At 52.2% G+C, this 20,025-nt stretch carries 19 protein-coding genes; 9 read left to right on the top strand and 10 right to left on the bottom strand.

Translation table 11 applies throughout. The annotated features are described in order from the left end of the window. Positions 1-117: 117 nt before the first annotated feature. Positions 118-2,610 (top strand): bifunctional lysylphosphatidylglycerol flippase/synthetase MprF, encoded by a 2,493-nt coding sequence (gene mprF / locus KNP92_RS12175; RefSeq protein ID WP_214840876.1) that lies wholly within the window; start codon positions 118-120, stop codon positions 2,608-2,610. A gap of 42 nt (positions 2,611-2,652) precedes the next feature. Here mprF and KNP92_RS12180 read toward each other — a convergent pair whose 3' ends face one another. The 5 genes from KNP92_RS12180 to KNP92_RS12200 all read right to left on the bottom strand — a co-directional run bounded on the left by KNP92_RS12180 (position 2,653) and on the right by KNP92_RS12200 (position 7,555). Continuing rightward, complete coding sequence (locus KNP92_RS12180) at positions 2,653-5,043, bottom strand: carbohydrate binding domain-containing protein (protein WP_214840878.1); 2,391 nt, start codon at positions 5,041-5,043, stop codon at positions 2,653-2,655. Between the two features lie 192 nt (positions 5,044-5,235). Continuing rightward, positions 5,236-5,802, bottom strand: a complete 567-nt coding sequence (locus KNP92_RS12185; RefSeq protein ID WP_214840881.1) for a DUF1349 domain-containing protein — start codon at positions 5,800-5,802, stop codon at positions 5,236-5,238. Beyond that, positions 5,774-6,316, bottom strand: coding sequence for an NUDIX hydrolase (locus tag KNP92_RS12190; protein ID WP_214840883.1), 543 nt, complete (start codon positions 6,314-6,316; stop codon positions 5,774-5,776). Before KNP92_RS12190 ends, KNP92_RS12185 begins: the two co-directional genes overlap by 29 nt. Before the next feature lie 13 nt (positions 6,317-6,329). Beyond that, complete coding sequence (locus KNP92_RS12195) at positions 6,330-6,824, bottom strand: LURP-one-related/scramblase family protein (RefSeq protein ID WP_034806290.1); 495 nt, start codon at positions 6,822-6,824, stop codon at positions 6,330-6,332. Between the two features lie 65 nt (positions 6,825-6,889). Beyond that, positions 6,890-7,555 carry an HAD family hydrolase gene (locus KNP92_RS12200; RefSeq protein ID WP_214840885.1) on the bottom strand — a complete coding sequence of 222 codons (666 nt, stop codon included), beginning with the start codon at positions 7,553-7,555 and terminating at the stop codon, positions 6,890-6,892. 116 nt (positions 7,556-7,671) lie between these two features. Here KNP92_RS12200 and KNP92_RS12205 point away from each other — a divergent pair, with 116 nt between their 5' ends. Beyond that, on the top strand, positions 7,672-8,103 hold the full coding sequence (locus tag KNP92_RS12205) for a hypothetical protein (RefSeq protein ID WP_260564183.1): 432 nt from the start codon (positions 7,672-7,674) through the stop codon (positions 8,101-8,103). Positions 8,104-8,140: 37 nt separating this feature from the next. Here KNP92_RS12205 and KNP92_RS12210 read toward each other — a convergent pair whose 3' ends face one another. After that, positions 8,141-10,915 (bottom strand): glycoside hydrolase family 3 C-terminal domain-containing protein, encoded by a 2,775-nt coding sequence (locus tag KNP92_RS12210; protein WP_214840889.1) that lies wholly within the window; start codon positions 10,913-10,915, stop codon positions 8,141-8,143. Beyond that, the gene (locus KNP92_RS12215) at positions 10,912-11,982 is read right to left on the bottom strand and encodes an alpha/beta hydrolase (RefSeq protein WP_214840891.1); all 1,071 of its coding nucleotides are present in this window, start codon (positions 11,980-11,982) and stop codon (positions 10,912-10,914) included. The genes KNP92_RS12210 and KNP92_RS12215 overlap by 4 nt, the downstream gene beginning before the upstream one ends. 81 nt (positions 11,983-12,063) lie before the next feature. On the opposite strand from KNP92_RS12215, the gene KNP92_RS12220 reads away from it, so the two are divergent. Continuing rightward, positions 12,064-12,846 carry a nucleotidyltransferase domain-containing protein gene (locus KNP92_RS12220; RefSeq protein WP_214840893.1) on the top strand — a complete coding sequence of 261 codons (783 nt, stop codon included), beginning with the start codon at positions 12,064-12,066 and terminating at the stop codon, positions 12,844-12,846. A 159-nt stretch (positions 12,847-13,005) separates the two neighbouring features. After that, the gene (locus KNP92_RS12225) at positions 13,006-14,451 is read left to right on the top strand and encodes a DEAD/DEAH box helicase (RefSeq protein WP_214840895.1); all 1,446 of its coding nucleotides are present in this window, start codon (positions 13,006-13,008) and stop codon (positions 14,449-14,451) included. A gap of 237 nt (positions 14,452-14,688) precedes the next feature. On the opposite strand, the gene KNP92_RS12230 is transcribed toward KNP92_RS12225, so the two are convergent. Continuing rightward, positions 14,689-15,882 (bottom strand): DUF4317 domain-containing protein, encoded by a 1,194-nt coding sequence (locus KNP92_RS12230; protein ID WP_214840897.1) that lies wholly within the window; start codon positions 15,880-15,882, stop codon positions 14,689-14,691. 251 nt (positions 15,883-16,133) lie between these two features. Between KNP92_RS12230 and KNP92_RS12235 the strand changes: the two genes are divergently transcribed. Together KNP92_RS12235 and KNP92_RS12240 are read left to right on the top strand one after the other, a co-directional pair. Continuing rightward, positions 16,134-16,766: an HNH endonuclease family protein gene (locus tag KNP92_RS12235; protein ID WP_034806270.1), complete on the top strand. Its 633-nt coding sequence runs from the start codon at positions 16,134-16,136 to the stop codon at positions 16,764-16,766. An 18-nt stretch (positions 16,767-16,784) separates the two neighbouring features. After that, positions 16,785-17,027 carry a hypothetical protein gene (locus KNP92_RS12240; RefSeq protein ID WP_214840899.1) on the top strand — a complete coding sequence of 81 codons (243 nt, stop codon included), beginning with the start codon at positions 16,785-16,787 and terminating at the stop codon, positions 17,025-17,027. Between the two features lie 254 nt (positions 17,028-17,281). Here the strand turns inward: KNP92_RS12240 and KNP92_RS12245 are convergent, their stop codons facing one another. Next, a complete protein-coding gene (locus KNP92_RS12245; protein ID WP_214840901.1) occupies positions 17,282-17,755 on the bottom strand; it encodes a peptide-methionine (S)-S-oxide reductase in 474 nt (157 codons plus the stop codon). Between the two features lie 96 nt (positions 17,756-17,851). On the opposite strand from KNP92_RS12245, the gene KNP92_RS12250 reads away from it, so the two are divergent. The 3 genes from KNP92_RS12250 to KNP92_RS12260 are packed head-to-tail and all read left to right on the top strand — an operon-like array spanning position 17,852 to position 19,073. Next, complete coding sequence (locus KNP92_RS12250) at positions 17,852-18,358, top strand: hypothetical protein (RefSeq protein WP_251136563.1); 507 nt, start codon at positions 17,852-17,854, stop codon at positions 18,356-18,358. A gap of 13 nt (positions 18,359-18,371) precedes the next feature. Continuing rightward, positions 18,372-18,635: a hypothetical protein gene (locus KNP92_RS12255; RefSeq protein ID WP_214840903.1), complete on the top strand. Its 264-nt coding sequence runs from the start codon at positions 18,372-18,374 to the stop codon at positions 18,633-18,635. Between the two features lie 42 nt (positions 18,636-18,677). After that, positions 18,678-19,073 carry a VOC family protein gene (locus KNP92_RS12260; protein WP_214840905.1) on the top strand — a complete coding sequence of 132 codons (396 nt, stop codon included), beginning with the start codon at positions 18,678-18,680 and terminating at the stop codon, positions 19,071-19,073. 46 nt (positions 19,074-19,119) lie between these two features. On the opposite strand, the gene KNP92_RS12265 is transcribed toward KNP92_RS12260, so the two are convergent. Next, the gene (locus tag KNP92_RS12265; RefSeq protein ID WP_353047946.1) at positions 19,120-19,998 is read right to left on the bottom strand and encodes a hypothetical protein; all 879 of its coding nucleotides are present in this window, start codon (positions 19,996-19,998) and stop codon (positions 19,120-19,122) included. Positions 19,999-20,025 lie beyond the last annotated feature (27 nt).

The raw sequence follows: 20,025 nt of genomic DNA on the forward strand, positions 1-20,025 counted from the left end.
CGCTTACAGTCTCTTCTGAATTCACAATTTTTGAAACGGTTCCGATATATATCTCGTAATAGGAGTACCACGTCTCATCCGATACAATGCAAGCATGACAAAGAAGGAGAACATCAGATGCACAAACGAATGTCATGGAAACAGCTGAAATGGTTGATTCCATTTTTGTTGATTGGACTCATCCTTTATCAAAGCGGTCAAGAGTTACGTCAATTCTCCCTCGCCGCTGCCTTTCAAACACTTAAATCACTGACAGGATTCGAACAGTTCACTCTCATCCTGCTCGGGCTCGTCGCGGTCTTGACGATGACAGGATATGACTACTTCTTATTGAAATCGCTACAAGTGAAAATCAAACCGAGCAAACTCATACAAGCCGCGTGGATCACGAACTCGATGAACGGGATGCTCGGATTCGGCGGCGTCATCGGCATCGCCCTTCGGACATCGCTTTACCGCCCTTATCTCGACACGTTGAAATTGCTCCGCGCCATCGGCTGGATGACACCAACACTCATCAGCGGTCTGTCCCTCTTGTCGTTCGGCGTCGTGCTCGGGTTGTTCCCGGCTGCGACGTTGACGTCGACGAAGCAATGGATTTGGCCGGCGCTCCTCGTCACGAGTGCACTACTCCCGTTCTATCTCACGGTCACAAGGAGACGCTCGAACTTGTCGTGGACGACACTCGCCGGATATGTCGCCACTTCGTTCTTTGAATGGCTCTCCGCCGGTGCGGTCGCCTTGTACGCCCTGTTTCTCCTCGGTGGTGAGGCACCGCTCACGAGCCTATTCGGCGTGTTCATCGTCGCCACGACGATTGGCGTCCTCTCCCTCGTCCCAGGCGGAATCGGCTCTTTCGATTTACTTTACTTAGTCGGGATGACACAACTCGGCATCAATCAAGAAATCGTCTTGTCGTCTTTAATCGTCTATCGGTTCGTTTACTTCATCGTCCCGTTCATGATCGGTCTCTTTTTATCCGCCATCGTGTTCGGCAATCAAGTCGTCAAACAAATCGAATATAAACCGATTATCGGCTCGTCCTATGAAATCGGTACGGTCGTCTGGCGCATCGTCTCACGCCTTCTCGTGAAGGCAGGTCGCCTTGCCGGCGGTCTCATCGCCTTGATGACGAGTCTCCTCATTTGGTTCCAGACGTTGCTTCCGAGTGTGACCCCGCTTTATGCGACACCTCTTTGGATGCAATGGGGCGCCACCGTCCTATTCCTTGCTGCTGGTATCTTAATGCTCTTAAGCGGATATGGCATGTACCGGCGCACGAAACGCGTGCAATGGGTCGTCTTCGTGTCGTTCCTCTTCGCGTTCATCGGTATATTTGGTCGCGGCGCGAATTTATTCGAAGTGTTCGCCGTCACAGGTTTTGCATTATTCGTTTGGTTGACCCGTCATCAACATGACCGGTACAGATCCATCATGACGCCCGGTCGCTTTTTCCGCAGTGCCGTGTACGTCTCGCTCTACGTCGGGACGCACGCCTTACTGCTCCAATCGTTCAGTCAAACGGACGCCATCTTCCTCGACCAAGACGCGGCCGCATTCCTCAGTCTGAGCGCGACGCTATTGGCCGGTATAGCCATGCTAGCGGTGTTTTTCACTTTCTCGCGACTCAAACGCCCCCAGCTCGGGGAAACGTTTGAAGCGAGCCGGTTCGAGGCGTTTCAGGCGGCTCATACGACAGCAGCTACCTATGATTTGGCGCATATGGGCGATAAACGCGTCTATTACGGTGAGGAAGATGCCGCGTGTCTCTTGTTCGCCTCAGCAGGCAACCACGCCATCGTCTTCGGTGACGTTCAAGGTGACCGTCAGGCGGCGTCAGAGCTACTCGCTACATTTTTGGAAGAGACGGACCGTTTCGGTTACGTGCCGCTCTTTTATCAAGTCACACCGGACTGGATGCCGCGCCTCCACGACGCCGGGTTCACGTTCTTCAAGCTCGGTGAGGAAGCAACGGTCGATGTCGGCTCGTTCTCGCTCGCCGGTAAGAAGCGCTCGAACATGCGTGCTTTGAACAATCAATTCTCACGAAACGGATTCACGTTCGAAGTCGTCTCGAACCCGGATCAAACTCTCATCGAAGCGTTACGACCGATTTCAGACGACTGGCTCGGGAACCGGAAAGAGAAAGGGTTCTCGCTCGGCTTCTTCAATGAGGTCGCACTGCCGCATTATCGGACCGCACTGCTACGGAATGAGGCGGGCGAGATCGTCGCCTTCATCACGCTGTTACAAGGAACGGGACAAGTGAGCATCGACTTGATGCGCGTGAAGCAAGACGCGCCCGCCGGTACGATGGAAGTGCTCATCCTTTACGTCATCGAGTGGGCTCGGACTGAAGCGTTCGAGCGCGTCGGCCTCGGGATGGCCCCGCTCGCCTCGGTCGGGGAGCAGCCGTTCTCGTATTGGCCGGAGCGGGTCGCGGCCGACGTGTTTGAAAACATCAGCTACATCTATCCGTTCAGTGGTCTCCGCCAGTTCAAGCATAAGTTCAGTCCGACGTGGGACGCACGGTATTTGGCCATCCGTAAACGACGGAAGCTCCTTCCATCCTTGCTTCGGACGGCCCGATTGATTAGTCGAAAAAGATAAGACGTTAAAAGGGTGACGCTCATGTTCAGCGTCACCCTTGTCTTATTTTACTGCCACTTCAACGTTATCAATCGTCACCTCATGCGCACCGAGCGGTGAACCGTCCGTGCGACCGAGGAGGAACTTGAGCGCCGTCATGTCTTGTTGTGGCATGACGAGCGTGAACTCGAACGTCTTCGTATCCGGTCCGAGTGCGATGATCTCGCTCAAGTAACGCGTGTATGCCGCGTTCTCGACCGTCACTTCCATGTTGCGTGCGGTCGTCGACGAAGCGTCGAAACGGACAACGTACGTCTGGCCAGGATGTAACTCGAGGCCGCCCTGCTCCATCAATACGCTCCACGGTTCTTGGCCTTCGTTCACAATCGCAAGGCGGGCTGTTTCATTCACAGCCTCGACCGAAGCTTGCGCGTCATAGTGGACGTATGAGCTCCAATGCGTCAATCCTTCTGTAAACGTGCCGTTCTTGAGCGGTGACGGGTCGAACTCGATTGGCGTCACGTCGAGCAACTTGACGTCATCGATTGATATCTCGCCTTTCGCCGAACCGAGAATGAAGCGTAACTGGCTCAACAAGTCCGTTTCTGCGTTCATCGTGAACGGGATTTCAATCGTTTTGAACTCGCGCGTCAACGCGACGTCTTGAAGTGGGAGGTGCGCGTCACCTTCCAAGCCATTCAATCCGACTTGAAGTGATGGAATCCGTTCCGATTTCGCTTTGAAGCTGAGTACATACTCGTGTCCTTCTTGCAATTGAATCCCGTTTTGAACGAGTGTTGCCGGCTCACCTTTTTTCGGGTTCGCCTTGAACAAGAAGTGGCGGAGTTCCGCATCGACCGTCCCTGTCCCTTTCGTTGCACCGGCATCGAACTGCCAGAACGTCATCCGGTCCATCGCACCTTGGTCGAACGTGCCGTTGTAGACGTGGTTGCCGTCACCGAGCGCCGGCTTCGTCGCGTTCGGGTCAAGCGCCTGACGTTCGGCTTGTTCGACTCGGACGTTCCCGATTTGGACACCGGCCGGGCTGAGGCCGACGTTGAACTCAAGGCGTGCCGCGAGGTCCGTGTCTTCCGTCATATCGAACGTCATCGAATACGTCTGGACGCCCGTCGTCAAATCGAACGAGCCTTCATCCGAATATTTCGCGTAGCCACGGTCGGGTCCGCCGCCGACTTTCACTGCCATCGAGCGGGCCGAATCGGCACTCGCGTCGAACGTCACTTTGTAATGACCACCCTTTCCGAGTGACACGTTTTGAATCAATTGATGCGAATATGGCTGGCTACCGGCTTGACTGATCGAGATGTCCGCGAAGCGGGCGCCTGCCTTCTCGATGACGTCAACCGTTCCGACGCCGCCAAAGTCCGGGAGTGCCACATAGTTCCAATACGTCGGATCCAGTGCTTGTGCCCCGTTCGTCACCGTCGTAATCGGTTTTTCGTAAGCTTGGTCGTAGACGAGGTTGCCGTCTTCAGACGGTTGTTTCGCTCCGTCCGGAAGTACGATTTCTTCATCTGTATAGACTGGCTCGACCGCTTGGCGAACGTCGCGGTTTTTCAAATCGTAGACGCGAACGTAGTCGACTTCCATATCGGCCGGGAACGGTGTCGTCTCGTCAGGATCACCATCGAACCAACCGCCGACGGCCAAGTTCATAATCAAGTAGAAGTTCTGGTCGAACGGCGCCGGATAGCTGAACTTCGTCGCCTGGTTCAACCCTTTTGTATACCAATCGTTCTGTGTTTGATAGAGCTTCCCGTCGACGTACCAACGCAACTCGCCTGGCTCCCATTCGACCGCATATGTATGCCACTTGTCGATGCCGTCGCCTTCAGCGAAGTGATAGTCTTTGCCTGTATATTTGTTGTTTGGCCATGTCTCACCGTAGTGGATCGTCCCGGCCACTTGATCCGGGCGACTGCCCCAGGCTTCCATGATGTCAATCTCACCAGAAGCGGCCCAGCCGCCGTAACGATCCTGTTCCGGCATCATCCAAAACGCCGGCCATAATCCTTTGCCGAGCGGAAGTTTCGCGCGCATCTCGTAGCGGCCGTATGTTTTGCTGAACGTCCCTTTCGTCGTCAACTTCGCCGACGTGTAGTCATACGAGCCGAGCGCATCGGTCGTCTGCTCCTTTTTTGCCCGGATGATAAGCTTGCCATCTTTTACGAAAGCGTTTTCGTTTTTGTCCGTATAAAATTGCTTCTCGTTGTTTCCCCATCCCGGCGCGACCGGATTTCCGTCCTTATCCTTCAGCCAGTTGCCCGTATCGAAGGTCCATTTTGTTCGATCGATCTCAGGTTCGTCAAACTCATCGGACCAGACGAGCTTCCATTTCGTATTGTCTTTGTTCGCTGGCTTTTCGGCGTGCGTGCCTTGAGCGAACGAGAGAGCTAGACCGGTACCAAGCGCGAGGGCGACCCATTTCTTCATTCCAATTCCTCCTTCGAGTTGTCTGAAGGCAAGGTCGATTCACTCGTCCGTGCCTTCGCTTTCGTAATACTCATAAATTGAAACCGCTACCGAAAGCGCTTTCGTTAAATCTATTATATGGATTTCTTCGAGCTCACTTCAATCTTTTTTTGAAGTGACATGTAAATGACATATGAAAAAGCATCACCCGTTTCAGGTGATGCTTAGTTGCCAGTCTGTAAAGGTGACCGTGAATCCCGGCGCGTCGACGTCCGGGCTACAGGCGTACGGTCCGACCTGAAGCGATGACACGTCATGCAAGTGCGCGATACGTAGTTGCTCGCGCGTTCCGTTCCCATATTCGAAAAAGACTTCGACGTCGCCGTCCGTATAGACGAGCTCGAACGTGAGCGGTCCTCCCATCTCTTCGTTTGAAAAATCGCGCGTCGACCAATCCGAGTAGCCGTGTGAGGTGACGACGGCGCCGAGATGCGACGGGCCGTCCGGGATGTACTCGACGGACGTCTTCAGCCAATGATCGTCGTTGACGTATAACAAGATGCCGGCCTGATCGTACATCGCGTTCGGTTTCATTTCAAGTGTTGCCCGGCATGTGAAGCGCTTCGCCGTGACGCCCGTCAATAGTGCGTGGGCCGTCATCCGGTTGAACCCGTAGTGCGTATTGCGCCAAAAATCAGTATCGGGCAACGTGCGAAACGTCAGTCGTTCAGCCGCCTCCACGTCACTTGGTTCATTCATCCATTGATATTGCTGCCACATGGTTTATCCCTCCCCATTGTCCTCGCATTGCGAACAGCAGTGGAATCATCGGTTCATGATACGGAATGAACGTTCCATCTTGAATGCGCGCAAGAATGGTCGCCTCATCCGCCCACTGTACAGCTTGCACTTCTGACTCCTGTAATGTCAGCTCGTCAAGGTCGACCTCCGCTTCGACGAGATAGATGTCATCGAACCCTTCGTCGAAGTTGACCGTCAAATGCGGGCGTGTGTTGGATAAATCGAGTTTTAACCCAATCTCTTCCTCGAGCTCGCGCATCGCCGCCTGCTGGCTCGTATCACCGACCGTGGCGCTGCCGCCGACGGTAATATCCCACATGTTCGCCCATCCGTCTTTGAATGGTTGGCGCTGCTGAATCAACATCTGACCGTCCTTGTTGAAGATACAGACGTGGATCACGAGATGATAATCGTCTTGAGGAAGACGCGTCCCCCGCTCCCACGTCCGCCCTGTCTTTTCACGATTGACCGTATATACGTCCCATAGCTCCATCCTATCTTCCCCTTTACGTCGCAGCGCTCGATGATGCCGCTTGGTCGGCTTTGACGCAGTCAATGGCGACGACGATCGAGATGAGCAAATGTTCCATCGCGTCATCCATCACTCGAATCTCGTACGTATCGCCCCACGTAAGCCATTTCTTTTGGACGCTGCCGATGACATGACCGTCCTGCCTCACTTCGAAGTCCATGTCCCACCAGTTGCCGTCGACTTCAATCCCGGCTGCGTCAATCGTATAGCGCGGTTTAAAGAACGTGAACTCTTTTGAAATCGTCAACGTCTCTTCTCCCTCGACGTCGACGTAAAACGTCGGCAAGAAACTGAACGTCTTCTTCGTGATCGTCGTGATTTCGCGTCCGCTCGTATCCGAGATGGTGAACGATTTCGGTAGCTTCATGAAGCTCCCTTCGACAAAATAAACGTCGTGCTCGTCCGCATCTTTGATGGTAAAGCGTCCACGCAGACTAAACACTTTCTGTTTCATGTAGAGTGTGTTCATGTTCATCCCTCCGATTCGTTGTATACCTCTTATACGTGATTTACCCGGAATCGATTCACAATATTTTAGAGTCGTATGTTGCGTTTTGAAACAATCTCTTCTACTTCACATAGATGATTGACGATATAATCCGCTTGTCGTAGCTCCTCCTCACGGGAAAAATCAAAACGACATCCTATGGCTTCTAACCCGTTCGCTTTAGCTGCTTCGATGTCAGAAAGGCGATCTCCGACGACATAGCCACGTGTGATCTCATATTTTTTGATAATCGATGCGACCAAATCGCGTTTGTCCAATGTAGGAATCTGTTGAATACTGAACGTCTCGCTGACCCACCGGTTCAAACGATAGTGCGATACAATCGCCGACAAGTATGGGGTCAATCCGTTACTGGCGATGTACAACGGATGCTGCATCGCATTCAATCGTTCGAACAACGCTTCAACTCCTGGGTAAAGCGCACCATTTCCAAGGTTGATATGTTCAATCAGCCGTTCGAGGAAATAATCATCAACTTTCTGTCGAATAATCGGCGCATGATTCGGGAGGAGCGTTTCCCAGACAACCGGTAAGGGAACGCCCATGATTCTCCGATAAACATGAATCGGCGTTTCCTCCTCCCATTCCCCGCTATCTCGAAGTAACTGAAATGTGTCTTCTAACGCTTTTTCTAAAATTGTATCTGTTTGAAATAATGTACCGTCCATATCAAAAATGATGGCGTCCCTCATCGTGTTTCTCCTTTACCCAGATGGAATTAATTGGCTTATTCATCATACACTGATACTTCGTTATATACTAGAACTAGACGATATCAAAGAATCAGGGGGGATCACGTTTGAATCATGTGTCGATTGAATGCGACCTCGAGTCGTTGACGTATCATGAACAAGTCGTAGGCAACATCGCCTTCGTCATCGATTATTATGATTATTTCCCGGGACAAGGCTGGTCCGATTTTGTCGCTATCGTCTTGAACTGGTGGATTGACAGTTGTCGCGCCCTTGTATTTGCGCCGTTACATGAAACGTATTCCTTCTCCTTTATGGACGGACGAGACGAGATAGTTGCGAGAAAAGTGAGCGAGACAGAAGCCAAACTTTTCTACGTGGATCGCGATGCACGTCACGTGCTCATAGGGACGGTATCGATTGAAGAGCTAAGACTGGCCCTCATCAAAGTGACATACCAGCTTTTAAACGCAATCGACCGAAACGGCTGGGAGCACGAGGAGATCGAGACGTTACGTCACACCGTAAAATCCATTGAACGCATATAAAAAAGCGCCGCCTCTTTTCGAGACGGCGCTTCGTTCCTTATCCGTTTTTCATGCTGAACGAGTCGGCGAGCGTGAACGTGATGTCGTTCACGTCGAGTCCACCGAGCGCGAAATAGAGCTGCAGGTAGTTATGTTGGTTCAAGAAGAACACTTGCTTCGTCTGCGTCACCCATTCCCCGTCCGTCCCGTTGAACGTGAACGTCGGACCCGGGATATTGTTCGCGAACAACGTCACCGGCATCTGGGCAAGTTCGCCTGCGTCCGACTTGGCCGTGATCGTCACGTCATACGTCCCCGTCTCATCGACCGAGACGGCGAAGACGTGCATGCTCCCTGTCGAGGTGTCGGCCTCATTCAAACTGACAGGTTCTCCGCTCGCGAGGTGGCGATACGTCACGTCGAAGTCGATGGCTTGGTCGGCTTCCTCGTCGAATCCGATCACCTCGACCGAGCCGTCATGGATGCCGAGCGCACGCTCCATCGCCGGAGACTTCAAGACGAATCGGCAAATGTTCGCCGCACTCCGGAGCAGTTCTCCGCGCGTGAGCGAGCCGTCGGCGAGTGCCGCCGCTGTGTTATCGTCGAACGAGTTCGAGTCCGGACGGTCGACGACCATGTACAAGTCGTTTTGTGAGCGCACCATCGCCGCCGTGTTCTGGCGGTTCGCCGGCTCGTCTTCATGATGGTTCACTTTCGCCCACCAGTCGGTCATGACGATACCGTCAAAGCCCCATTCGTCGCGAAGGATGCGCGTGTTCTGGTCATAGAGACCGGCCGTCCAGATGCCGTTGACGGCGCCGTACGTCGTCATGATCGATGTCGCCTTGCCTTCCTTCACCGCCATCTCGAACCCTTTCAAATAAATCTCACGAAGCGCCCGCTCCGAGACGACCGAGTCGATATCGTGGCGATGGGCTTCTTGGTTGTTGGCGCTGAAGTGTTTGAGCGTCCCCGTCACGCCGACACGGTGCATCCCGTTCAATTGGGCGATCGCCATCTTACCGGTCACATGCGGGTCTTCCGAGAAGTACTCGAAGTTCCGGCCGTTGAGCGGGTTGCGGTGAATGTTCATCCCTGGTCCAAGGAGCGTATCGACCCGGTTCTTCCGCATCTCAAGCCCTGTCATCTCAAACAAGTCTTCCACCAATCGCGTGTTGAACGTCGAGGCGAGCAGCGTCCCGTTCGGAAGCGCGAACGCCTTCGTCCCGATGTCCATGCGGATGCCGGACGGGCCGTCCGCACAACAGGCGGCCGGGATACCAAACGTTTCGAGACGGTCCGACACCCCGCCGAACGCGGCGGCCGTCCCCGGCGTCACGCGTGGCGAGTTCATGCCTTGACCGCGGACGATGCAGGCGAGGTCCTCATCCGTCAATTGGTCGAGGAACGTCTCGAGGTCTGCCTTCCCATGATAGACGTCTGCGAGCCTCACGCCTGTGTCACCCGTTTCTTCACGCACGACCGGACGTTCCGCTAGATAACGTGCCTCGACGTCGACGCTGCGAAGCGGTGTCGCCTCATAGCCGACCGTCAAGCCAGACTCGGTCGCACGCGGTTTGATGCGCTCGAACGATGTGACCGGGGCCATGTTCTCGCTGAGCGTCTCAACGACCTCGAGCGCCTCGACCGCATAGTCATAGCACGCCTCGGCCGAACGGACGTCCGTCCCGACATATAAGCGATACATGCCGGCCTCTAACACGAAGCTTGATTCGTGACCGGTCGCACCATTGTCGTCATAGCTCGCGAAATCTGTGATGGGAACGCTCAGCGTGAGCGTCTCCCGCTCACCCGGTGCCAAGCGATTTGTCTTGTCGAAGGCGACGAGCGCACGAGCCGGATTGCCGAGCACACCTTGCGGCTTCTCGACATACAGCTGCACGACTTCTTTCCCGGCGACGTCTCCCGTGTTCACGACGTCGATTGTCACCGTGATCACCTCGTTCGTCTCATCTGAGGATACAACGTCCGTCGAAAACGTCGTATACGACAATCCGAATCCGAACGGATAGAGCACATCGTCTTTCGCGAACGTCTCAAAGTAGCGATAGCCCACGTAGATGTCTTCTTGATAAATGCCTTTGTCGGCATGTCCAAAGTTTTTCGTCGACGGATAGTCGTCAATCGATTTCGCGATCGTGTCGGTCAACTTACCGGACGGGCTGACCGTTCCCGTCAGTACATCAACGAGTCCGGTGCCACCTTCAAGACCCCCTTGCCAGGCGTAGAGGATCGCGCTCGGTTCGTTCGCCCAACGCATATCGATGATGTTTCCGACGTTCAAGACGACAGCCGTCTTCGAGAACATCCGCGAGACCTTTTCAATCAACTCGAGCTCGATGTCGGTCAACAAATAGCTGCCCGGGTCGGCCGTGTTGTCACGGTCTTCCCCAGCCGTGCGCCCGATGAAGACGAGCGCGACGTCTGATGCGGCAGCCGCTCGCTCAACGAGTTCATCTGTCACTATCATCTCCGGCTGTGACCACGGTTCGCCGGCCCAGCCGACGCCTTGGTCGAACGGGTTCTCCTCGACCCACGCCTCGTACGTTTCCAAGAGCGACTGGTTGACGTCGATCCCTTCCGTCGCTTGAAGCGCCTCGAGCGGGCTTGTCACGCGGGAGACGTTGACCATCCCGCCAGAGCCGGTGCCGCTCTTGTAGTAGTTGAATTGACTGCGCCCGAAGACGGAAACGGTCGTCCCCGCTTTTAGTGGAAGTGTCGCCTGCTCGTTTTTTAAGAGCACCGCCCCTTCTGAAACGGCCGTTCGCGCGAGTTGTTGATATGTATCCCAGTTCAACGTGTAGGTCTTCATGTCGTCATCTCCTTCAATGCTTTTGCAATCTCGGTCATACAGTCTTCAGCTTGGGGATAATCACCAATCTTGTCCATGAACGCATGGTCCATTCCCCGATATTGAATCAATCTCACGTTCACCCCGTCACGCGCCAACTTCCGCGCGTACGCCTCACCTTCGAGCCGAAGATAGTCATACTCGGCTGTGATGATTAAAGCTGGCGGTAAGCCTTTAACGTCTTCTGCGAAGAGCGGAGAGACGAGCGGGTCGGTCACGTCGGCCTTGCCTTGTAGGTACAACTTATTCAGTAATCCATCCGAATCAGCGAGCGCCGTGACGACGCCTTGAATGAGCTCGTGATTGTGCCCAATCTCGTATTGTCCGATATCCCAGTTATAATCGTCTGTCGGGATTGAGCCCAAGTTGACGACCGGATAAATGAGCGCCTGGAAACGAATCATGTTCGTCTCGTTCAATCGGTCGAGTAAGCAACACGCGGTCGCCAAGTTCCCACCGGCACTGTCGCCGGCGACCGCGATGTCGTTCTGTGATACCCCGAGCTCATCGGCACGCTCGTGTACCCATTCAACCGCTCGAAAGCAGTCGTTCAGTCCAGCCGGAAACGGATGCTCCGGTGCGAGTCGGTAGTCGACCGAGATGACGAGGGCGTTCGCCTGTTCCGCGAGTCGTTTACACGGATTTTCGACTGTATCAAGCGTGCCACCGAAGAAACCGCCCCCGTGGAAAAAGAGGATGGCCGGCAATGTCTCGTTCGTGTCCGGGCGATACATCCGAGCTGAAACATCACCGCCCAGACCCGGAATCGTGACGTGCTCTGTCGTGATGACAGTCGTCGTCACGTCCCGGTTCGGCCAGCCCATGCTCGCCCGCGCATTTACTAAATCGAATGTGTTCGGTCCGTCCGAAGGGACAAAGGTGCGCACTGTGTTGAGCACCCGCGGGTCGAGGTCACCCGGGACGTCCGAATCCGGGATCGGTTTTGTGATCGTCTCGACACCGTCAATCGTCTGGGACTGATGCCATTCGGCTAAGCGACGGACTAGCTGATCATAAAGGGTTGCCATGGTTGTTTCCTCCTTCAATAAAGGTTTTCTCTTTGATTGGTAGAATAAGGATACATTCATTGTATGAAAAGAGGTCTTGCTATGTACACGACTACCGAACGCGAAATCCAGCTTCAACGAGTCCTTCACGAACTTCAAACTCTTCCATCTGTTCAAGGAGCAGTCCAAATCGGTTCAGGCGCAACCGGTTATCAGGATGAACATTCGGATATCGATTTAATGATTGCGGCACGAAATGAAAGCGACCCAAAAGAGATTAAACAAGCGCTATTAGAATACTTTATGCATTTGTCGCCGATTCTGATAAAAGAAAAACAGTTTGCGCCGGACATTTATCTTCTTATCGTTTTTCTTAACAATCGGCTTGAATTCAATATTTCCTTTGCTCCACTCGAAAAAATACCTGTGCGTTCTCCACTTTGGAGAGTGGTATATGATTGCGACGGTCAGCTTCAACAAAAGATGCTGCAAGAACATGCCCGCTTTCTCGAGCAATCGGTCCGATATGATGTAGGCGATGTACCCTTCGAGTTTATCTATGCTTCGTTCGCATTAGACAAAGAATTGAAACGAGACAATTTGATTTACGCTTTAGCTTTACTTGAGACGATGCGCGAGCTGACTAGACTGTCACAAGCGTTGAAAGAAGAGCGAAAAGTACATCAGTTTAAGGCTTATCATATGTTGAATTCTCAGTTTATCGCTCACTATTTACGGACATTTCCCTCATCCGTCGATACCGATTCGATTAAAGAAGCAAAACAAGCTCTTCATCGTTTATTCCTTGACACGTTAGATCATCATCCACAATTTCAATTAGAAAAAATGATTGAAGCTCTTCTAATTGACGAGGAAAACTTCTAAACGCTCATTATTTTTCCAGAACAGGCATCACGCTTCCGCCTGTCCCATTTTCAGGCATGAACGACGAACCTTCTCGTTTCGTGTATAATGAGGCGTAATCCAAATCGCTAATGAAAATTTCGAATACAGAAGTTTCTTACATGAAAACGAGGTAAACACATGAATCAACCACAATTTGCAGACTATCGCTTAAGCGAAGAAATCCAACGCGCACTCGGTATTATGAAGTATGTCGCCCCGACCGAGGTCCAACAAAAAGTCATCCCGCTCGCACTCGAGCGTCAAGACCTCGTCGTCAAAGCGCAGACCGGAAGCGGGAAGACAGCCGCCTTCGGCATCCCGGTCACCGAGCTCATCGACTGGACCGAGAACAAGCCGCAAGTCTTGATTCTTACGCCGACGCGCGAACTCGCCGTCCAAGTCCGAGAAGATATGACGAACATCGGCCGTTTCAAACGCATCAAAGCGGCAGCCGTCTACGGGAAAGAACCGTTCTCGAAGCAACGCGAAGAATTGAAGCAAAAAACGCACATCGTCGTCGGAACACCGGGACGCGTCATGGACCATATCGAGCGTGAGACGCTTGCTTTAGACAAAATTGAATACTTGATTATCGATGAGGCGGACGAGATGTTGAACCGCGGCTTCCTCGCCGACGTCGAAGCGATTCTCGAGCAGTTGCCGACAGATCGCGTGACAATGGTCTTCTCGGCCACGTTCCCGAACGATATCGAGCGCCTTTGCCAAAAGCATATGAAGGAGCCTGTCCGTGTCGCGATCGAATCCGCTGGCGTCACCGCCTCAACGATTGAGCATCGTTTAATCGAAGTCCGCCGTGAAGAGAAATTATCGGTCTTAAAAGACGTCACCGTCGTCGAGAACCCAGACAGCTGTCTCATCTTCTGCCGGACGAAAGAACATGTCGACACGGTGTACAGCGAACTCGACCAAGCCGGATACTCGTGTGAGCGACTCCACGGCGGACTCGAGCAAGAAGACCGCTTCGCCGTCATGAATGGCTTCAAAATGGGGAACTTCCGCTATCTCGTCGCGACCGATGTCGCCGCTCGCGGGATCGACGTCGACAATGTCGCGCTCGTCATCAACTATGACGTGCCGATGGAAAAAGAGAGCTACGTGCACCGGACGGGACGAACGGGACGCGCCGGGAAGCAAGGAAAAGCGATCACGCTCGCCACACCGTACGAAGGCAAGTTCGTCCACGCCATCGAGTCGTACATCAAGTTCGAGATCGAAGAGATGGACGCACCGACCGAGACAGAAGTCGCACGCAACCAAGCCGCATTCGAAGAGAAGTTGAGCGGGCGCCGCGTCGTACGCAACAACAAGACTGCGCGTATCAACCAAGACATCATGAAGCTTCACTTCAGCGGCGGGAAAAAGAAAAAGCTTCGCGCCGTCGACTTCGTCGGGACGATTGCAAAAATCCCAGGCGTCACAGCTGATGACATCGGCATCATCACGATCACCGATCAGATGACGTACGTCGACATCTTGAACGGCAAAGGGTCGCTCGTTCTAGAAGCGATGGAGACGACACCGATTAAAGGGAAGAAGTTAAAAGTAAGCAAAGCCCGGAAATAAACCCTGCCTTGGAGGACATGTTCCTCTAGGGCTTTTTTATTGTCATCCATATAATCGAAAGCGCTTTCGATAAGGTGTAAAAAAATAAGAGTGATCGAGAGAACGCTTTCAAGAGCATCATACCGATATTGATATTTAAATTCAACCGTCCTTACGAGATTGTCATAAAAAAGCCCAGGAGGAAATCGCCTGGGCTCGCTTCATAGAAACAATATCTGCCTCTCTGTGAATCTCAAATCAGTCAAGCAACTCTTCTGAGATCAACTTGAACCCTTCAATCTCCGTATCGTCCTCCACTTCAATCAACAAGCACGGTCGGCCCTTATAGTTCACTTGTTTCACGTATTTCAAGTCTTGCGGACTGATCGCGATATTGGCGACTTTCGTGTTGATTTTAATCGATTTCGACGTATATTTTGGGATGACGCTACTCGCTTTCATCTCGTATTGACGGTCGTCGACGACTTGTTGAAACGCCGCTTCGACCTTCTCCGTCGTCACGTCCTCGACCCCGCTCGCTTTCAATACGATTTCAACCGTTCGGGCATCCATGACCGGTACCGTCTGATCCTCTTCCTCCCGTTCGGCCTCGGCGACGATAATTTGGTTAATCTCGTCATACACGGTCGCGAGCGTCGCTAAGTTGACCTCTTCGCCGATGACGGTCTTGACGACTTCTTCGAACATCGCCTTCTCCTCGACGGCCGTCACGATCTCCGTCCCATTCAATACGTTCTCAATGAAACGATAGTCCGGTTGATGCGGTTTTTGCGCCGCATACAAGATATGGTTGACGTCGGCCGCATTGTCCGTGAAGCTCGGGAACATGAACCCACCGACCGGCGCGTCGAGCTTGATCACCGGATTGATGAAGATGTTCGACTTGAACTCACGTTCGATGAAGTCGAAGACGAGCGACTGTTTCGGCAGCTCTGTCTGGTTGATGCTGCAGAGGATGAACCGGGACGTCCACACCTCGTCACGCATGTCGATCTCCGTCTCCTCCGAGTGGCGGCGTGTTGGTTTATTGTATTTGAAGCGGATGAACGTGATGACCATGTCCTTCTCGAACGTGGCGTCCTGTACCGTCTTCAAGGCGACTTTTTGCATCAAAGACGCCCATCCTTCGATCTCGTCCGTCTTCAACCCCTCGTAAAGAAGCGTCTGCGTATGGTCGCTCTGGCCAGGTTCCGGGTGTTGGAACTTTACTTCGAACAGCTTCTCGTCCATCTTCCCACCGAGCACTTTCTTGAAGTTCGCAAGGAACAGCTCTTGGTGCTCCTGCTCGAGAAACGGGAACGAGCGCAACTCCTCATGGAAAATCTCATTGCTGTCCTGTCGGATATAAATATTATAAATATCGGCGATTTTGACCGCCTCTGCATTCAGTTTGAAATGTTTACGGATTGCTGCGACTTCTTTTTGATTCATTCATTCCCACTCCTTCGTTCTTTCCTACAAACCGACTCCATTATACCAATAGTTGCTATCCACGCGTCTATGAGTAGTGCTAAAGCCGGGACGTCTGATGTCATATATTATGTCTCATCTCTTAACTTTTCTAATCTTTCTATTCATTTTTGTAAATTTCACACTTTCTTCATACCAGCCCATGTATAGTCGATGTGCGTCCACTGATTGGGCGCTTGATTTCGTCGTCATACATATAAGGAGGCTCACTCATGTTGAAGAAAATGCTCACGTCTTTATTCGCTATCGTTCTCGTTTTGACTACGCTTCACTTTAGTACACCGACCGCTTCGGCCTTACCACCGAACATTCCGTCGAAGGCCGACGCGCTCACGAAACTGAACGCATTGACGGTCCAAGCGGAAGGTGCGATGACCGGCTACAGCCGTGACTTGTTCCCTCATTGGAGCAGTCAAGGGAACGGCTGTAACACCCGTCACGTCGTGTTGAAGCGAGATGCAGATTCAGTCGTTGACGCTTGCCCTGTGACGACCGGAAGATGGTACAGTTATTATGACGGTCTCGTCTTCACGTCACCGTCTGACATCGACATCGACCACGTCGTCCCACTCGCGGAAGCATGGCGCTCAGGTGCGAGCAACTGGACATCGACGAAGCGTCAAAGCTTCGCCAACGATTTAAACGGACCCCAGTTGATTGCCGTATCCGCTACGTCAAACCGTTCAAAAGGGGACCAAGACCCGTCGACATGGCAACCGCCACGTGCCGGTGCGCGTTGTGCGTATGCGAAGATGTGGGTTGAGACGAAGAGCCGTTGGGGACTCACGCTCCAATCGTCGGAGAAGGCCGCGCTTCAAACGGCCATCAACGCCTGCAGCTATTGATTTAAAAAGGAGGCCATTATGGATCAACAATCGTCTATCTTTAAAGCTTCTCACGGGGTCATGACCGAAGAAGTCGGCGTCATCAGCGGAGAACTCGAGCTAAAAACGTCGTGCCATGAAGACGGCACGCTCGAGCTCGCCATTACGTACGTCGGGGCCGCCGAATGGTATACATTACCCGGGAAAGACTACAAACTTCATGACGTGCGGGACCATGCCGTCGTCCATCAACTGCTCGTGAACGTCCTCGAGCGGGCATAACGTGAAAAGGAGCCTCGACACCTAGTTGTGTGACGAGACTCCTTTTTTGTGCGGACTCATTTCATTCTTTTCATAATGGAACGAATGATTAGGAACAGGATACCAAGCATAACCCCTGTTAACAGCAAGCTGGCGCCCCCGACGATGCCGAATGTGAACATAGTGGTCCTCCGGAGTGATGTGATAATCGTTACTCCCCTACGATATCATTTGTCCTACTTTTACATAAGCTGGATTAATTTTTGCATCGTTGTTCAACGTTTATATTTCTCAAGCAACGCTTGCGGGATATGACAATAATCGTCCGGACAGCGTGCGAGACGATCCTGATGCTCCGCTGCGCTCGGAACGTAATTCGTAAGGGGCAACACTTCGACCGCGATTCGCTCCGCATCGCTTCGTCTTTGGATAAACGCACGGGCTGCATCTACATGTTTCGCATCCTCACTATATAAACCGGTCCGGTACTTCTCTCCGACGTCTTCGCCTTGTCGGTTGACGCTATACGGATCAATAATTTCAAACAAGTACCCCATCAACGCTTCAATCGTGACGATTGTCGGATCGAACGTTGTTTTGACGCATTCAGCGTATCCGTCGTAATCCCCGTCAAGCGTTATCGTCTTCCCATTCGCCCGTCCGGCTTCCGTCTCGACGACGCCGGGTAATGTTTTAACGAACGCCTGCACACCCCAGAGACAGCCACCGGCAAGATATACAGTCTGCATCATATCATCCCCTTTAAAAATTAGTAAAAAATCCCACTATTATGCATGCATACGCTACACTAAAAGAAAAGTTGTGCTCACTTGGGAGGAACTCATATGAAAAAACTCATCTTGACCACATTTTATACGATAACGCTTTGTTCAAGCATCTATTATATGGCGACAGGCGAATCGTTCGTCACGATAAGTCAGTCCGTCCAACTCGATCAAGCCGAGGTGGAGCGCTACTTGGCGACCGAAGTGATGGCGCCGAGCTTTGGTGGTAAGGTCTATACGACGTATAAAATTCTCGACACGAGTACGATGAAAAATGAGATTTACGTCTGGGCTCTCATTAAAGAATATGTGCGAGAAGGGGACCACTTCGAGCCAGGGACGGGCATGGCCGGTCCGCTCGTCCTCTACGTCGACAGCGAGGCAGAGTCGTTCACGATTACAGGGCATGAATCGCCACGTCCTGGGGATTACTATCCGGATGATGTGCGCCGTATGTTCCCGCTTTACGCCGAACTCTCTGTCCTCCCGAATCCAATCTCGCTCGGCCAAAAACTGCATGATCAAATGGAACAAAAGCTTTCACGAAGCCTACTCGTGAAAGAATGAAAGGAAAATTTTTATGAAACGACTGACCCACGCCGCTCTCATTTCGGCGGCACTTCATCTTGTTTATTTTATCGCCAAGTTCGGAATCGGCTTTCTCCGGACGTTCACGTATGAGCCCGACATCATCGCCGAAGCGGACAACGTCGTCGTCTTGCAAGATGAGATGGTTATTGGGACGACCGGTACCCCATTCCTCTACGTCTTCACATGGATGGGCCTCACTGTCATGTTGGCACTTGGACTACTGATGTTCCAACGTATCAGCAAAACGCGTTAAACAATAAGGGAATTCGAAATCCATTCGCTATACTCGGGATAGATGCCAACTGAGGAGGAATGTCACTTGAATCTCATTCAACAGATTAGACAAATCTATGTGCCCGTACACGACTTAGACCGTGCCGTTCGGTTCTATCGCGATACCCTTCAAATCCCGCTCTTGTTCCAGGCAGGGAGTCTCGCATTTTTGGAATGTAACGGCGTGCGACTTATGCTGTCGATTCCTGAAAATGAAGATTTCGCGAAAGCGAGCTCTGTGCTGTACTTACAAGTACGTGACTTGAACGAGGCGTATAAACAGCTTTTGGCGAAAGGCGTCTCATTTATCGATGAGCCGCATCTCGTCGCGAAAATGGAGAACGTGGAGACGTGGATGGCCTTCTTCAAAGACTCTGAGGACAACACGCATGCGTTGATGAGCGAGGTTGTGTCATAAAGACACTAAAGAAAAGGAAATCTACGCTATTGTAGATTTCCTTTTCTCATAGATAGCCGAGTCGTTTCAAATCCTCATAGACGAGAGAAGACAGGAGCGCCCTCCCTTTCCCGTTTAAATGGTCTGGGTTATGAAAGTACTCTTGTTCGTCCACGAATCGTTCGTCCGCCATATAGTTCAGGAACGGGACGTCTAGATCAAGCGTGGCCAAATGTTGATGGACGAGTCGGTCCATGACTGCTTCATTAAAATACGCATTGTAGGAGGCGTGGACCGGTTCCATCGCCAAGACGACGCGATAGCCTTTCGACTGACAATATGCAACGATCTCTTGCAACCGTGCTTTGTTCTGCTCGATGTCACGATTCGTTACAGCCCGTTTATACTGTGCTTCCACCATCTCATATTTCCGTTTCGAATAGTTCTCGCCCTTGTTCACCCACGGTTCATGCGACGCCCATCTGAAGTCTCGAACTTCTCGTGACAGCGCGGTATATACACTCCCGCTATGTAGCGCGGGAAAGGAGGCGTACGTATAATAGTCGAACGCACTGACCGGCTCGATGTCCTCTCGGTCTAGCACTTGATAATAGTTTTCTTTTCGACCGATCTCCGCGTTGCTGAACGTAATTTGTGAGAGCGAGACGATGACGATGCCTCCCGGACGAAGATGTTCGTCATATTGCTTCAACATCTTCAAGTCATATTCAATCGTTTGGCTAGGCAACGCCAAATCGAGATGCGACAGACCGAGCGGTTTGAACGCATAGCCGAACATCGCGTGCGACGTTCCGAGATTGATGATATCCAACGAGGACGGGTCGTTTTGAAACACCAACACGCCTTGATTGTTATTGTACGCCCATGATTTTTTGACGAATTCGTTGAGCGGAATCAATAAGAGGATCACGATGCCAATCACCACCGCACCTTTTATCCATAAACTTCTCAT

This window comes from Exiguobacterium sp. s122 (assembly GCF_018618475.1).
GTDB lineage: Bacteria > Bacillota > Bacilli > Exiguobacteriales > Exiguobacteriaceae > Exiguobacterium > Exiguobacterium himgiriensis.